Origin of the sequence: Bradyrhizobium sp. 186 (genome assembly GCF_023101685.1) — a bacterium.
Lineage (GTDB): Bacteria > Pseudomonadota > Alphaproteobacteria > Rhizobiales > Xanthobacteraceae > Bradyrhizobium.
The window spans coordinates 888,508-903,186 of sequence record NZ_CP082164.1; the positions used below are offsets into that span (position 1 = coordinate 888,508).

Genomic DNA, 14,679 nt, shown 5'->3' on the forward strand with positions numbered 1-14,679 from the left:
CGCAATGAACGTCATGGACACCCGCGCGACCTCTGCGATGCTCTATCTCGACGGCGTGCACGTCTCGTTCGACGGCTTCCATGCCATCAACAACCTCTCGCTGACGCTCGCGCCCGGCGAGATGCGCGCCATCATCGGCCCGAACGGTGCCGGCAAGACCACGATGATGGACATCATCACCGGAAAGACCAAGCCCGACGAGGGCACGGTGCTGTTCGACGGCGTCACCGACCTGACGAGGCTGGACGAGACCCGCATCGCCGAGCTCGGTATCGGTCGCAAATTCCAGAAGCCGACCGTGTTCGAGAGCCAGACCGTGCAGGACAATCTCCTGCTCGCGCTCAATGTCGACCACAGCGTCAAGGGCACGCTGTTCTGGCGCGGCAGCAAGCCGGAGTCCGAGCGCATCGACAAGGTGCTGGAGACGATCCGCCTCACCGAGTCGCGCAACCGCCTCGCCGGCAGCCTCAGCCACGGTCAGAAGCAGTGGCTCGAGATCGGCATGCTCCTGGCGCAGGATCCAAAGCTCCTGCTGGTCGACGAGCCCGTCGCGGGCATGACCGACGTCGAGACGCATCTCACCGCCGAACTGCTCAAGGAAATCAACAAGACCCACACCGTGATGGTGGTCGAGCACGACATGACGTTCGTGCGCGAGCTCGGCGTCAAGGTCACCTGCCTGCACGAAGGTACCGTGCTGGCGGAAGGCACCATCGACCAGGTCTCGTCCAACGACCGGGTCATCGAAGTGTATTTGGGACGCTGAGCCATGCTTGAGGTCAAGGACATCAACCTGTTCTACGGCGCGGCGCAGGCGCTGCGCGGCGTCTCGATTTCGGCCGAGCCGGGCAAGGTCACCTGTGTGCTCGGGCGCAACGGTGTCGGCAAGACCTCGCTGCTCCGCGCCATGGTCGGGCAATATCCGATCTCATCGGGCGCAATCGTGTTCGACGGCAGCGACATCACCTCGCTCAGGCCTTACGAGCGGGCGCGAAAGGGCGTCGGCTTCGTGCCGCAGGGCCGCGAGATTTTTCCGCTCCTGACGGTCGAGGAGAACCTCAAGACCGGATTCGGTCCGCTCAAGCGCGAGGACAGGCACATTCCGGACGACGTGTTCTCGCTGTTTCCGGTGCTGCAATCCATGCTCGGCCGGCGTGGCGGCGATCTTTCCGGCGGCCAGCAGCAACAGCTGGCGATCGGGCGCGCGCTGGTGATGCGGCCGAAGCTGCTGCTCCTCGACGAGCCGACCGAGGGCATCCAGCCCTCGATCATCAAGGACATCGGCCGCGCCATCTCGTATCTGCGCAATCTGGGCAATATCGCCATCGTGCTGGTCGAACAATATCTCGACTTTGCCTGCGAACTCGGCGACAGTTTCGCCGTGATGGATCGCGGCGCGGTGAAATTCACCTGTGATCGCACCAATCTCGATCCCGGTGAGATCAGCCGCCAGATGGCGCTGTAAGCCAGGAAATCCTGCCGCGACCGGCTGGGGAGGCGGATGCGCAGCGAACTATCAGCCAATTCTGATGATTTGGAATCGTCAGTGTTCGAGGCCAATCGTGCCCGCGGCGTGGTGCGGTTCGACGTGCACGCCCGCGACGGAGTGACGCGACGCGGCGTCTTGCATGAATCCGGCTCCCTGCGCGTGCGCTTTCCCTCGCCGGAAGACAAGGGTCTGTCCGGTGTGTTTGTCAACACGGCCGGCGGCGTCGCCGGCGGCGATCGCTTCGACATCGAGATCGCAGCGGCTGACGCGACGCGTCTGACGCTGACCACGGCAGCTGCGGAAAAGATCTATCGCGCGCCGGGGCAGGCGGCGCAGCTCAATATTGCATTGAAGGTCGGCGCAGGCGCGCATCTTTCCTGGCTGCCGCAAGAGACGATCCTGTTCGACCGGGCGCGCGTGCGGCGTCGCTTCGACATAGACCTCGATGCGACTGCCTCGCTCCTGCTCTGCGAGATCGTGGTGTTCGGACGCACCGCCATGGGCGAGCGGATGGAGCAGGGCGAGTTCGTCGACCGCTGGCGGCTGCGCCGTGGTGGCAAGCTGGTATTTGCCGAGACCGTCAGGCTCGACGGCAATATCGGCGCAAAACTCGCGCGATCCGCGGTCGCCAAAGGCGGAGCGGCGATCGGCACGGCCCTGATCGTGCCCGGCGATGAAGCGCTCATCGAGCGCATCCGGGAGGCATCGGAGTCTTTCGCCGGCGAGGTTGGGATATCCGCCTGGAACGGCTTTGCAATGGCGCGGTTCTGTGCCCAAGATGCGGCCCGCTTGCGCGCCGACATGATGGCCGTGCTGGCGCGCACCGGCGCGGCGCTGCCGCGGCTGTGGCTGAATTGATGATGTGAACGGAAGAGATTTCGCATGAATCTGTCTCCCCGCGAAAAGGACAAGCTTCTGATTTCGATGGCGGCCATCGTGGCGCGGCGCCGGCTCGATCGCGGCGTCAAGCTCAACCATCCCGAGGCGATCGCTCTCATCTCCGATTTCATTCTCGAAGGCGCGCGCGACGGCCGCACCGTCGTCGAGCTGATGCAGGCCGGCGCGCAGGTGCTCACCCGCGATCAGGTGATGCCCGGCATCCCCGAGATGATCCACGACATCCAGGTCGAGGCGACGTTTCCGGACGGCACGAAGCTCGTCACCGTGCACGAGCCGATCAGGTAGTTTGAATTCGTCATTCCGGGGCGCCCGAAGGGCGAACCCGGAATCCAGAGCTTGTTGATCGAGATTCTCAGATGCGCAATTGCGCATCATAGTTCAGCCCTGCGGGCTGCCCCGGAATGACAGAGGAAGATGAACATGATCCCCGGCGAACTCTTCATCCAGGACGGCGAGATCGAGCTCAATGCCGGCCGCAAGACCGTGACGCTGACGGTCGCCAACACCGGTGACCGCCCGATCCAGGTCGGCTCGCACTACCACTTCTTTGAAACCAATCCGGCCCTGAAATTCGATCGCAAGAAATCCCGCGGCATGCGGCTCGACATCGCCGCCGGCACCGCCGTCCGCTTCGAACCCGGCCAGACCCGCGACGTCCAGCTTGTCGCGGTCGCCGGCAAGAAGACCATCTACGGCTTCCGCGGCGACGTGATGGGGAAGCTGTGATCGGACGCTGGGGCGAAGGGGGAAAGCCGTGATCCACAGTGAGGTGAGCACGACTATCTCGCTCCCTCCCCCCTTGCGGGGGAGGGTTGGGGAGGGGGGTGAGCCCCGGGCTCCGTCACCAATGATGCGGCATGCTCGTGCAATCGAACTGTACGATGATGTTACAGAGAGTGCGGTCCTCACGATGCGTCTCACGGCGGAGCCCGGAGCCCCCCCCTCCCTGCCCCTCCCCCGCAAGGGGGGAGGGAATGGAGAGCGTGGCGCGTGCGATGGCGTTGGGGAGACGTAAGGCATGCTCCCCGCCATCCGTCTCATCTCCAAAGCTGCCGAGCTGGCTGCGCGCCGGCATAATGGCATGGCGCGCAAGGGGCGGGGGAACGAGCCTTACATCAACCATCTGGCCGAGGTCGCGAACCTGCTTGCTGCCGCGACCGAAGGTGCCGATGCCGAGCTGGTCGCGGCCGGCTGGCTGCACGATGCGATCGAGGACACCGAGACCACTCGCGAGGAGCTCGCGAAAAAATTCTCCGAACGTGTCGCGTCGCTCGTCGTCGAATGCACCGACGACATGAGCTTGCCGAAGGCCGAGCGGCGACGACGGCAAGTGATCGATGCGCCGAAAAAATCGGCGAGCGCCAAGCTCATCAAGATCGCCGACAAGATCAGCAACATCGGCGCGCGCATTCATTCCGATCCGAGCGCCGATGAGCGCGACGATCTCATGGACTACACCGGCTGGGCCGAGCAGGTGGTCGCCGGTTGCCGCGGTGGCAACGTCTGGCTCGATACGACATTCGATAACATGGTGCGAACGGCGAGGGCTTCGCTGTGAGCGCGAACCAAACATTCAAACGCAAACGGGGCTTGTGATGTCCGTCAAAATAAAGCGTTCCGTCTATGCCGACATGTTCGGCCCGACCACCGGCGACAAGGTGCGGCTCGCCGACACCGATCTCATCATCGAGGTGGAGAAGGATTTCACCACCTACGGCGAGGAGGTGAAGTTCGGCGGCGGCAAGGTGATCCGCGACGGCATGGGCCAGTCGCAGGTCACCAACCGGCAGGGGGCGGCCGACACCGTCATCACCAATGCGCTGATCGTCGATCACTGGGGCATCGTGAAGGCCGACGTCGCGATCAAGGACGGCATGATCGCCGGCATCGGCAAGGCCGGCAATCCCGACATCCAGCCGGGCGTCACCATCATCATCGGCCCGGGCACCGACGTGATCGCGGGCGAAGGCAAGATCCTCACCGCCGGCGGCTTCGACAGCCATATCCATTTCATCTGCCCGCAGCAGATCGAGCACGCATTGATGTCCGGCGTCACCTCGATGCTGGGCGGCGGCACCGGTCCCTCGCACGGCACCTTCGCCACCACCTGCACGCCGGGCCCCTGGCACATGGGGCGGATGATCCAGTCGTTCGATGCGTTTCCGGTCAATCTCGGCATTTCCGGCAAGGGCAACGCGTCGCGCCCCGCAGCCCTGGTCGAAATGATCAAGGCCGGCGCCTGCGCGCTGAAGCTGCACGAGGACTGGGGCACGACGCCGGCGGCGATCCACAACTGCCTGTCGGTGGCTGATGATTACGACATCCAGGTGATGATCCACACCGACACGCTGAACGAATCCGGCTTCGTCGAGGACACGGTCAAGGCGTTCAAGGGCCGCACCATTCACGCCTTCCACACCGAGGGCGCCGGCGGCGGGCATGCGCCCGACATCATCAAGGTCGCGGGGCTGAAGAACGTGCTGCCGTCCTCGACCAATCCGACGCGGCCCTTCACCCGCAACACCCTCGACGAGCATCTGGACATGCTGATGGTGTGCCATCATCTCGATCCCTCGATCGCCGAGGACCTCGCCTTCGCCGAGAGCCGCATCCGCAAGGAGACCATCGCGGCCGAAGACATCCTGCACGATCTCGGCGCGCTCTCGATGATCTCCTCGGACTCCCAGGCCATGGGCCGCCTTGGCGAAGTCATCATCCGCACCTGGCAGACTGCGGACAAGATGAAGAAGCAGCGCGGGTCGCTGCCGCAAGACAAGGGCAAGAACAACGACAATTTCCGCGTCAAGCGCTACATCGCCAAGTACACGATCAATCCCGCGATCGCCCATGGCGTGTCGAAACTGATCGGATCGGTCGAGAAGGGCAAGCTCGCCGATCTCGTGCTGTGGTCGCCGGCCTTCTTCGGCGTCAAGCCGGACTGCATCGTCAAGGGCGGTATGATCGTCGCCGCTCCGATGGGCGATCCCAATGCCTCGATTCCGACGCCGCAGCCGGTGCACTACCAGCCGATGTTCGCCGCCTTCGGCAAGGCGCGCACGGCCTCCTCGGTGGTGTTCAGCTCAAAGGCCGCGGTCACCGGCGGCCTGGCGCGCAAACTCGGCATCGACAAGAAGCTCTACGCGGTCCAGAACACCCGCGGAAAAATCTCGAAGAAGAGCATGATCCACAACGACGCCACGCCCAATATCGAGGTCGATCCCGAGACCTATGAGGTGCGTGCCGACGGCGAGCTTCTGACCTGTGCGCCGGCCGAGGTGCTGCCGATGGCGCAGCGCTATTTCATGTACTGAATAGCGCCTCAACACATGTCCCCGGCCTTGCGCCCGGGGGGCGGATTTTACGGTGTTGCGTTCGATCCCACCTGGTCTAATGTCCCGCCCGGTACGAACCCAGAAGAAAAGCCGGGAGGATTTTTGTGATCTACGTTGTCGCCACCTTGACCATCAAGCCTGAAACACGCGCTGAATTCATTGCAGCCGCCACCGCCTGCATCAAGGAGACCCGGAAAGAACCCGGCAACATCGCCTATGATCTGCATGAGAGCGTCACCGACCCCACCAGGATGGTGTTCGTCGAGCAGTGGGAAAATGCCGAAGCGCTGGTGCCGCATCGTGGCATGGAGCACATGAAGACGTTCGGCCGCGTGGCGGTGAAGTGCTTCACGGCACCGCCGAAGATCGAAGTGATCACGCCCGAGAAGGTGGAGACACGGTAACAGGATGACAGCAGCGTGATCCGGGCGACGCAGGTCAGGGGACAGCACCGCTTCACGGAAGCGGCAGCGGATACCGTCGTGCTCGATTTCGACGATCGGCACCGGCGTCGGATGGCAATGACGGGGACGCGGGGCCTCGAGTTTCTGCTCGACCTGGAACACGCCGTCGCCTTGCGCGGCGGCGATGCGCTGGTGCTGGAGGATGGCCGGCTGGTCGAAGTGGTTGCGGCACCCGAGCCGCTGCTCGAGATCCGCGGCCACGATCCGCACCACCTCATCCGCGTCGGCTGGCATCTCGGCAACCGCCATCTGCCGACGCAGATCATGGCCAAGAGCCTGCGCATCCGCCGCGACCACGTCATCGAGGCGATGGTGAAGGGGCTCGGCGCGCGCGTGATCGAGATCGAGGCGCCGTTCGATCCCGAGGGCGGCGCCTATGCCGATGCCGGTCATGCGCAGGGACACGACGAGCATGCGCATCACGCTCACGGGCATGATCATCACGATCACGGCCACCATGACCATGATCATCACGGCCACGACCATCAGCATCATGATCATGCCGCGCACGACCATGGCCATGGGCACGATCATCACCACGACGAGCATTGCGACCATCCCGACCATCACCACGGCCACGGCCATGCTCATGACCACAAATGAGCCGGTCAATACCGGTCACCTTGCCGAGCACGAGGCGGCGGCGCTGTACCGGTTGATGACTTGGCTGTCCCCGGCATTCCCTGTCGGTGGCTTCTCCTACTCGAGCGGCATCGAATGGGCAGTCGAGGCGGGCGACATCGTCGACATCGCGACACTCGCCGATTGGTTGGACGCGATGCTCGGCGACGGCTCCGGCTTTTGCGACGCAACGTTTCTGGTCCATGCCTATCGGGCCGCCGAGGCGGGCGAGGACGTTTCCTTGCGCGATATCGCCGAACTTGCCGCAGCCTTCGTGCCCTCGCGCGAGCGGCAGCTCGAGACGACCTCGCAGGGCCGCGCCTTTATCGACATCGCCCGCGCGGCATGGGATGCCGACGGGCTGGATGCCATGGTCGCGGCATGCAGCACGCCACTGATTTATCCCGTCGCCGTCGGCGTGGTCGCCGCGCTGCATGGCGTCCCGCTGGCGCCGACGCTGCACGCCTTCCTGCATGCGCTGGTCTCGAACTGGATATCGGTGGCAAGCCGCCTCATTCCGCTCGGCCAGACCGACAGCCAACGCGTTCTGGTGATGCTGGAAGCTGCCGTCGCCGCGACCGCAAATCGTGCGCTGGGTGCGACATTGGACGATCTCGGCAGCGCGACGTTCCGCGCCGATCTCGCCAGCCTGCGTCACGAGACGCAGTATACGCGGCTGTTCAGGTCATGAGCGAGCGGCATCCTCCACTGTCGTCCTGGCGAAAGCCAGGACCCATAACCACAAATGCGTGTGGTTATGCAGGGAAGTGGCTCCGGCTTGCCGTAACAACTGAGGTCGGTGGTAATGGGTCCTGGCTTTCGCCAGGACGACGATAGGAAAGAGCAAGCCCTATGTCGAAATCTCACGGCCCGTTGCGTGTCGGCATTGGCGGCCCGGTCGGATCGGGCAAGACCGCGCTGATGGACCTGCTCTGCAAGACCATGCGCGAGCGCTACGACATCGCCGCGATCACCAACGATATCTACACCAAATGGGATGCGGAATTCCTGGTGCGCTCGGGCTCGCTGACGGCCGACCGCATCGCCGGGGTCGAGACGGGCGGCTGTCCGCACACCGCGATCCGCGAGGACGCCTCGATGAATCTCGCGGCGGTGGCGGACATGCGCGCGAAGTTTCCCGGGCTGGACCTCGTTCTAATCGAATCCGGTGGCGACAATCTGGCTGCCACTTTTTCCCCGGAGCTGGCCGACCTCACCATCTACGTCATCGACGTGGCTGCTGGCGACAAGATCCCGTCCAAGGGCGGCCCCGGCATCACCCGGTCCGACCTACTGGTCATCAACAAGATCGACCTCGCGCCCCATGTCGGCGCCTCCCTGGAGAAGATGGAGACGGACGCCAAGCGGATGCGCGGCGAGCGCCCCTTTGTCATGACCAACCTCAAGAAGAGCGAGGGGCTCGACCGCATCGTCGGATTCATCGAGGCCAAAGGCGGATTGGAACGGGCGAGCTGACCGGCGCGACGGCGTAGCGCACGGCTTTTTCGCCGTTAACACCTGGGGCAAAGCTGCAACCGTGGAACAAATTGCCGGCGCGGCGATTGATCACCTTCCGTGCCCGGGCAGAGCCGTCGTGGCCAGGTGATTGGCCGGACGGTTAAGCTTTTCGAGCGACCCAAGTTGCGTACTCATGTCTCCTCCTTCATTATCTCCGTCACTGGGGTCCACTCCGTTTCGGCACATGGCCGTTCGAGCGGCATTCATATGTTCTCTGTTTATTGCCGACCTCCTGCTTTCGCCTGAGTAATCGCGTGGTCCGGCTGGGTTTCATCATCGGCTTCATCGCCCTGCTCGGAGCCCTCCTCTCCGGGCTTGCGGCCTATCGCGTCCACGACCAGGAGCTGGCGCTCGATCGGATTGCGCTGGCGCGCGCCATCGACGTTCATGCCAGCCTAGTCCAGGACCGGCTGACCGAACGCGAGCTGCTCGCGCGTGTCGCCTCAGGCCTGTTCCGGGCGCCGTCGGTGCTCAAGCCGAACATGCTGGAGCCGCTGCGCTCGGCCATCTACGCCTTCAAGACCGATTTCGTGGTGGCCGGCTGGGTCGCCCGGCTGAAGCCGAACGAGCTTGTCGCAGCGAGGGCCGCCATCGCGGGCGCCGGTTTTCCGAATCCGCAGATCCGCACCTATGACGACAAGCCGATCGATCCGGCGAGCGTCACCCAGCCGATCGACGTGCTGATGGACCTCGAGCCGCGCAGCGACGAGACCAAGGCGCTGCCCGGCCGCAGCTATGACCAGGATCAGGTTCGCAGCGCGATGCTGACGCGCGCCAGGGTGGAGAAGAGGTCGGTTGCCTCAGAACCGGTCCCTCTCCTGCGCGGCAACGGGCCGATCGGCGTCGTTGTGGCTGCTCCCGTCATTCCCGAGGGCGCGGTGGAGCCGGCCGGCTTCATCACCTTTTCCTATGAGCTTGCTTCGCTCATGTTGACCAATGACGACATGTCGCTGTTCTCGGTCGCGCTCAAGGACCCGCGCAGGGAAGGTGGCGAGTTGGTCGCCAACGACCAGGGCGTGGTTTCCGCGCGCACGGCGCAGCCCGACGGCTTGGTGCCATCGGCGACGCGAACCGTGAGCTTCGGCGGCCGCGACTGGCAGCTCGGCTACTACGCGAAGACCAATTCGGCGCGGCGCGCCGAGCAGACCGCAATTATCGTGGCCGCGATCGGCTTCGCCATCACCGCGATGGTGTGCGGCCTGTTCGGCTATGTCGCCTACAACAATCTGCGGCTCAGCCGGGAAATCCAGGTTCGGATCGGTTTCGAGCGGCGGCTGACGGCGGTGATCGACGAGCTCAACCACCGGGTCAAGAACATCCTGGCCGTGATCCAGTCGATCGTGACGCGGACGCTGCGCCATGGCTCCGACATCGACGCCGCGCGCGAGCTCCTGATCGGCCGCATTCATGCCATGTCCAACGTGGTCTCGCTGCTCAGTGAGAGCCAGTGGCAGGGCGTCAAGCTGAAGGGCCTGTTCGAGGCGCGCGCCATCCCGCACGCCGACCGCATCGTTGTCAGCGGCCCGGACATCGCGGTCAGTGCGCGCGCCGCGCAGAGCCTCTCGCTGCTGTTCTTCGAGCTCGCCTCGCACTCCGACGAGGGATTGTCGCTGGTCGGCAAGCACCCCCACATCACCGCGAACTGGACGGTGACGGGCGAGGCCCCCGACGAGGTCTTCCAATTCCGCTGGGAGGAGTTCAACACCAGCGAGGCGACGCGCCGCGCCGATTCCGATTTCGGCCTGATCCTGCTCGACCGCGTCGCGCCCGAAGCGCTCGGCGGCACTGCCAAGCGCTTCTTCACCGAGGCCTCCTACGTCTACGAGCTGATCGCGCCGATGGAGACGGTCGTCGACATGTCCGAGCGCGACCGCACCGAGAAGTTCTCGCAGCCGCTGAGGTGAATCGCGCGGCTAAAGCGCGATGAGATGAGAATGAATCATCATCGCGCTTTAGGTTGTTGTTTGAGCATGATCTTTTCGGAAAACCGCTTCGCACTTTTCCGGATCGCGCTTTAGCCCGCCGGCCGCAGCACGAGATCGACCAGATTCCGTGCATAGGCCGGCGTGATCGGGGCGATGCCGAAGACGTAGCGGTAGAACAGGCTGCCATAGATCGCGTCATAGAGATCCTCGGGCTGCCCATCGGCCAGGATGCTGCCTTCACGCTGGCCTGCGGCGATCATCTCGACCAGCGCGTCGCGGCGGAATTGCAGATAGCGTGCGTAGAACAGCTCTGCCGAGCCTGTCCTGGAGATGCATTCGGAGATGACGGCGAGCTGCACCTTCCCGAACTCGCTTTGGAGCGCCTCGGCATAGGCCGCGGCGTGGCGCCTGGCGCGCAGGGCGGGGCTGCCGGCGCTCACCGGGGGCAGCGGCAGCATTTGCGCGGCGTGGTGGAGGAAGGCGTCGATCAGCAGCGCCTCCCGCGACGGCCACCATTTGTAGATCGTCATCTTGGAGACGTTGGAATGGCGCGCCACCGCGTCGATCGTGGTGACGGCAGGGCCCGTGGCGGCCATCAGCGCATAGGCGCTTTCGAGAATGGCGTTGGTGGTCTCGATCGAGCGCGGCCGGCCACGCCGGGGCGCGCTGTCGGCCTCTTCACCTTCGCCTTTCGCCATCACCACGCCCGGTCTCCTCGCACAGACGCCGCCTTCGCTCGGCATAGCCCAGCCGCAGCCTTCGGCCTAGCGGAATCGAGACGTCCGGGCGGCTGGAGCATGATCCGGAAAAATGTGCAGCGGTTTTTCGAAAGGATCATGCTCAAACAATAACCTAAAGCGCGATGAAGGTTCATCCCAATCTCATCGCGCTTTAGGCCTGCTGCCGCAACGCTGCCGGCAGATCCTGCCGCTTCGACCAGGAGATATAATAGGCGACCGCGGCCATCGCCGCGAAGCCGGCCACGCTCACCGCGATCTGCATCACCACCAGATTGGCGCCGGTGATCAGGATGAGATGGCCGGCGAAGGACAGGAACACGCCAACGCAGAACACCGCGAGCCATTCCTCGCCGCTTTTGATGACGGTCTGTAGCGATCTCCATTGCAGGCCGGGATGATCGGCCGGGACGAGATGTGTCGCGAGGAAAGCGAGCGCGAGGAAGTGGATCACGCGATAAGGTGCGAGGTTTTCCTTGTCGGTCGGCGTCATGCTGTTGAGCACGATATCCGGCAAGTAGGCGGCAAGCGCCGGCGAATGGCGCATCAGCGTGACGGCCATCGCGAACACGAGATAGGCGCCCGCGAGCACGCGCAGCCAGGACATGCTGCGCAGCGTGCGGCCGGACGCACCGGTCACGGCGAACCAGCCGCCCAGCACCAACAGCAACTGCCAGCAGAACGGGTTGAAGGTCCACTCCTGATCCGGATAGACCCGGAAATTCCAGTCGAACCAGCGCGCCGCGAAATACAGGGCGACCGATGCCGCCAGCGTCAGGTTCGGACGCCGCAACAACCCCCACAGTGCGAACGGAAAGAACGCCATCAGCGGGATCATCAGTTGCAGGAGATCGAGGTTCAGCGGCTCTTCCTGAAGCACCAGTCCGCGCACCAGGATGCGCAGCGGGTGCTCGAGGATCCCCGAGATGTTGTATTCGTGGATGATCTCCGGCGCCATCGATTGCGAGGCGACATAGGCGATGGTGTCGATATAGATCACGAACAGCACGACATACGCGGCGTAGAGCCGCCAGACGCGGCGGAATATGCGTGTCGCGGCGACGACGTAGCCGCGCTCCAGTGCCATCCTGCCGTGGATGATGGCGACGCCATAGCCCACCACGAACACGAACAGGTCCGCAGCGCCGCTGAAGCCGAAGTTTCGCAGCGTCAGCAGGTTGACGACGTTGTTCGGGATGTGGTCGACGAAAATCGACCAGTTGGCGATGCCGAGCGTCAAATAGAGCCGGGCGTCGTAATTGAATGCGGCGAGGTTCGCCTTGACGGACGGTTTCATCGTGGAAAATGACTTTTGGAATCAGGGGCGCCGCTTTTAGCGGCAACCGCCCGCCTATCCGAGTAGCGTTTGCGTGAATGGGCCCTGATTTGTCCCGGTCGGTGAAAAATTTCGCCGGGTGAGCCGTCTAATTCCAGTGAATCCGCTCGTCCTGCCGACAGCGCAACTTTCTTAGCGCGCTCGCACCGCTACTCGGCCGGTTCTGCCGAAGCCTCGTCGGCTGCGCCGGCGCGGCTTGCCATGATCCCGAGCGCGACGCCGCCGATCGCCAGGATCGGCAGCAGCCGCTTGACCCCGATGGCACGAACGATCTGGAGCCCGGTCGCGATCAGTATGGGATCGGCGAGCATGCTCTGCGTCGCCGACTTCGCGGCGCGCTCAGCGGCGATATGAGCTTGCTTGCGCAACTGCCGCTTGTAGGTCCAATAGCTCACCGCCGCGGCCAGGGTGAGCAGGAAGAAAACGCCGGCGCCCGCGAGACAGGCCTGTACCGGACCATATTTCTCCAGCACCGCGATGAAGGCGGCCGCGCAGAGGAAGCACGTCGTAATGAAGAGCGCCAAGGCCGCGCCCGCGGCAAGCGAGGTCAGCCGAACCGTTGTCCCGGTCGATGCGCTGATACCGTCGATAATGCGCTGAAACATGGCCTTGCTCCTCAAATCCCCACAAGCCGAAATCGGCGGCCCTGCAACGCCTCCGTCATCACGAAATCGGCCCGCCCGTCACCGGCGCCAGGCGGCGCCGATCAGAAAGCCGATGCCGAGCGCGATGCCGACGGTCGCGAGCGGCCGCTGCGTGATCGCGTCTTCCAGCGTCTCCTCGATCGAGCCGTAGGCATCCTGCGCTGCGCCCATCATGGCGCTGCCGCGCTCCGACATGTCGTCGAAGGTCGAATCCACGTTTTCGCGCGCCTGACGGTAGCCGCGGCGGGCCTGCTTGCCCGCCGAATTGGCAAAGGTGTTGAGCGCGTCGGTGATCTGGTCGGTGAGGGCTGCGATATCGTTTTTCACGGCTGCTACATCCTTCTCGAGGCGTTCTGCGGTGGCTTTGTCAGTCCAGTCTCTCATCCTGGTTTCGCCTTCGGATATTGACATCGGGAGCTCCGAACTGTTGGCGGTGGAGATGGGCGGAGAACGTTTCGTCGTGACGGAAGTTCCGTCGCTGGAAACCCGTTACGCCTGCGGGAGCTGCGGCGAATCCGTCGGCAGGAGATGCTCTTTCAAGATCAGCGCGACGATCAGGAACGGCGACGACAGGAAGGCGCCCATCGGGCCCCACAGCCAGGTCCAGAACGCCAGCGCCAGCAGCACGGCGAGCGCATTGAGCGCCAGGTGCCGGCCGATGATGGTCGGCGTGACGAAGTGTCCCTCCAGGAAGGTGATGCCGCCAAAGGCGAGCGCCGCCATCAGGCCGCCGCCGATGGTCGGGAAGGCGACCAGTCCCACCACGACCAGAACGGTGAACATCGCGACCGGCCCGATGATCGGAATGAAGTTGAGGGTCGCAGCAAGTGCGCCGAGTCCGGCCGGGTTGGGCATGCCGGTGAGCGCGCAGACGAGGCCGGCGGCGACGCCGACGCCGATATTGATGACGGTGACGGTCAGGAGGTAGTTACCGAGGTGGACCTCGATCTCGTTGAGGATTCGAAGCGTGCGCAGACGCGCATCGTGGTCGCTGAAGGTCATGATCATCGCCCGCCGCAGGTCGCGCCAGCTCGCGATGAACAAGATGAGGGTGACGAAGAACAGCAGGAATTCGGTGAAGGTCGGCGACAAAAATTCGAGCGTCGGCTGCACCCATTCGAATTTCGGCATCTGGAAGCTCGGCAGCTCCTCCGAGCCGCCGACCATGGTCTGCAGCTCCCGCCAGAGCGCGAGCGGCCGGTCGAACACGTGCAGCTTGTCCTTCAGCTGCGCTCCGAGTTCGGGCAGGCGCGAGCTCCATTCCATCACAGGTGCGGCGATCAGCGCGACGACGAAGCCGGCGACGACGGTCACGGCGATCACGATCAGCGCAGCGGCGAGCCCGCGCGGCACTTTCCGCTTCTCCAGGAAGGTTGCTGCCGGAGACAGCATGGTGCCGGTGACGAAGGCCATCACCACGGGCAGGAAGAACGCCCTTCCGATGTAGAGCACCGCGACCACGGCGATCAGGAGCAATCCGGCGAGCGCAAAGGTAACGAACTCGGTGCGGCGGATGACCGGCGGCAGCTCGCTATGGTTGTCCGGAAGAGGGGCGCCCTCGCTGTTGCCGGGGATCAGACGTTCACTGGGAAGGACGCGCACAATATCTCTCCCGCACGGAAGCTTCGGTCCGCGCGCCCAACAATCTGAAACAACCTGAGAACGTACGAGCGTCCCGCCGGGTTCCATCGCAGCTTCGTGAAGCGTCGCTCG

General features: G+C 64.1%; 17 protein-coding genes. 12 read left to right on the top strand and 5 right to left on the bottom strand.

Annotation, left to right across the window (positions count from 1 at the left end):
* Nucleotides 1–4: 4 nt before the first annotated feature.
* From urtD to IVB18_RS04060, 12 genes are all read left to right on the top strand, one after another.
* Nucleotides 5–766 carry an urea ABC transporter ATP-binding protein UrtD gene (gene urtD / locus IVB18_RS04005; RefSeq protein WP_247988045.1) on the top strand — a complete coding sequence of 254 codons (762 nt, stop codon included), beginning with the start codon at nucleotides 5–7 and terminating at the stop codon, nucleotides 764–766.
* Nucleotides 767–769: 3 nt separating this feature from the next.
* On the top strand, nucleotides 770–1,465 hold the full coding sequence (gene urtE / locus IVB18_RS04010) for an urea ABC transporter ATP-binding subunit UrtE (RefSeq protein WP_247988046.1): 696 nt from the start codon (nucleotides 770–772) through the stop codon (nucleotides 1,463–1,465).
* A 36-nt stretch (nucleotides 1,466–1,501) separates the two neighbouring features.
* On the top strand, nucleotides 1,502–2,347 hold the full coding sequence (locus IVB18_RS04015; RefSeq protein ID WP_247988047.1) for an urease accessory protein UreD: 846 nt from the start codon (nucleotides 1,502–1,504) through the stop codon (nucleotides 2,345–2,347).
* A 24-nt stretch (nucleotides 2,348–2,371) separates the two neighbouring features.
* Nucleotides 2,372–2,674: an urease subunit gamma gene (locus IVB18_RS04020; protein ID WP_247988048.1), complete on the top strand. Its 303-nt coding sequence runs from the start codon at nucleotides 2,372–2,374 to the stop codon at nucleotides 2,672–2,674.
* Between the two features lie 135 nt (nucleotides 2,675–2,809).
* Nucleotides 2,810–3,115 carry an urease subunit beta gene (locus IVB18_RS04025; protein ID WP_247388141.1) on the top strand — a complete coding sequence of 102 codons (306 nt, stop codon included), beginning with the start codon at nucleotides 2,810–2,812 and terminating at the stop codon, nucleotides 3,113–3,115.
* A 292-nt stretch (nucleotides 3,116–3,407) separates the two neighbouring features.
* Nucleotides 3,408–3,947 carry an HD domain-containing protein gene (locus tag IVB18_RS04030; RefSeq protein WP_247988049.1) on the top strand — a complete coding sequence of 180 codons (540 nt, stop codon included), beginning with the start codon at nucleotides 3,408–3,410 and terminating at the stop codon, nucleotides 3,945–3,947.
* A gap of 37 nt (nucleotides 3,948–3,984) precedes the next feature.
* A complete protein-coding gene (ureC, locus tag IVB18_RS04035; RefSeq protein WP_247988050.1) occupies nucleotides 3,985–5,700 on the top strand; it encodes an urease subunit alpha in 1,716 nt (571 codons plus the stop codon).
* Nucleotides 5,701–5,825: 125 nt separating this feature from the next.
* Nucleotides 5,826–6,125 (top strand): putative quinol monooxygenase, encoded by a 300-nt coding sequence (locus tag IVB18_RS04040; RefSeq protein WP_247988051.1) that lies wholly within the window; start codon nucleotides 5,826–5,828, stop codon nucleotides 6,123–6,125.
* 15 nt (nucleotides 6,126–6,140) lie between these two features.
* Complete coding sequence (locus tag IVB18_RS04045) at nucleotides 6,141–6,788, top strand: urease accessory protein UreE (protein WP_247988052.1); 648 nt, start codon at nucleotides 6,141–6,143, stop codon at nucleotides 6,786–6,788.
* Nucleotides 6,769–7,497: an urease accessory protein UreF gene (locus IVB18_RS04050; RefSeq protein ID WP_346732692.1), complete on the top strand. Its 729-nt coding sequence runs from the start codon at nucleotides 6,769–6,771 to the stop codon at nucleotides 7,495–7,497. Before IVB18_RS04045 ends, IVB18_RS04050 begins: the two co-directional genes overlap by 20 nt.
* Nucleotides 7,498–7,658: 161 nt before the next feature.
* Nucleotides 7,659–8,282, top strand: a complete 624-nt coding sequence (gene ureG / locus IVB18_RS04055; protein WP_247988053.1) for an urease accessory protein UreG — start codon at nucleotides 7,659–7,661, stop codon at nucleotides 8,280–8,282.
* 296 nt (nucleotides 8,283–8,578) lie between these two features.
* Nucleotides 8,579–10,228, top strand: a complete 1,650-nt coding sequence (locus IVB18_RS04060; protein WP_247988054.1) for an HWE histidine kinase domain-containing protein — start codon at nucleotides 8,579–8,581, stop codon at nucleotides 10,226–10,228.
* 110 nt (nucleotides 10,229–10,338) lie between these two features.
* On the opposite strand, the gene IVB18_RS04065 is transcribed toward IVB18_RS04060, so the two are convergent.
* The 5 genes from IVB18_RS04065 to IVB18_RS04085 all read right to left on the bottom strand — a co-directional run bounded on the left by IVB18_RS04065 (nucleotide 10,339) and on the right by IVB18_RS04085 (nucleotide 14,568).
* Nucleotides 10,339–10,947, bottom strand: a complete 609-nt coding sequence (locus tag IVB18_RS04065) for a TetR/AcrR family transcriptional regulator (protein ID WP_247991955.1) — start codon at nucleotides 10,945–10,947, stop codon at nucleotides 10,339–10,341.
* A gap of 193 nt (nucleotides 10,948–11,140) precedes the next feature.
* Nucleotides 11,141–12,283 carry an OpgC domain-containing protein gene (locus IVB18_RS04070; RefSeq protein WP_247988055.1) on the bottom strand — a complete coding sequence of 381 codons (1,143 nt, stop codon included), beginning with the start codon at nucleotides 12,281–12,283 and terminating at the stop codon, nucleotides 11,141–11,143.
* A 188-nt stretch (nucleotides 12,284–12,471) separates the two neighbouring features.
* Nucleotides 12,472–12,927, bottom strand: coding sequence for a hypothetical protein (locus tag IVB18_RS04075; protein WP_247988056.1), 456 nt, complete (start codon nucleotides 12,925–12,927; stop codon nucleotides 12,472–12,474).
* 78 nt (nucleotides 12,928–13,005) lie between these two features.
* Entirely contained in the window at nucleotides 13,006–13,377 is a 372-nt protein-coding gene (locus IVB18_RS04080; protein WP_247988057.1) for a DUF883 family protein, read from the bottom strand.
* A gap of 78 nt (nucleotides 13,378–13,455) precedes the next feature.
* On the bottom strand, nucleotides 13,456–14,568 hold the full coding sequence (locus IVB18_RS04085; RefSeq protein WP_247988058.1) for an AI-2E family transporter: 1,113 nt from the start codon (nucleotides 14,566–14,568) through the stop codon (nucleotides 13,456–13,458).
* Nucleotides 14,569–14,679 lie beyond the last annotated feature (111 nt).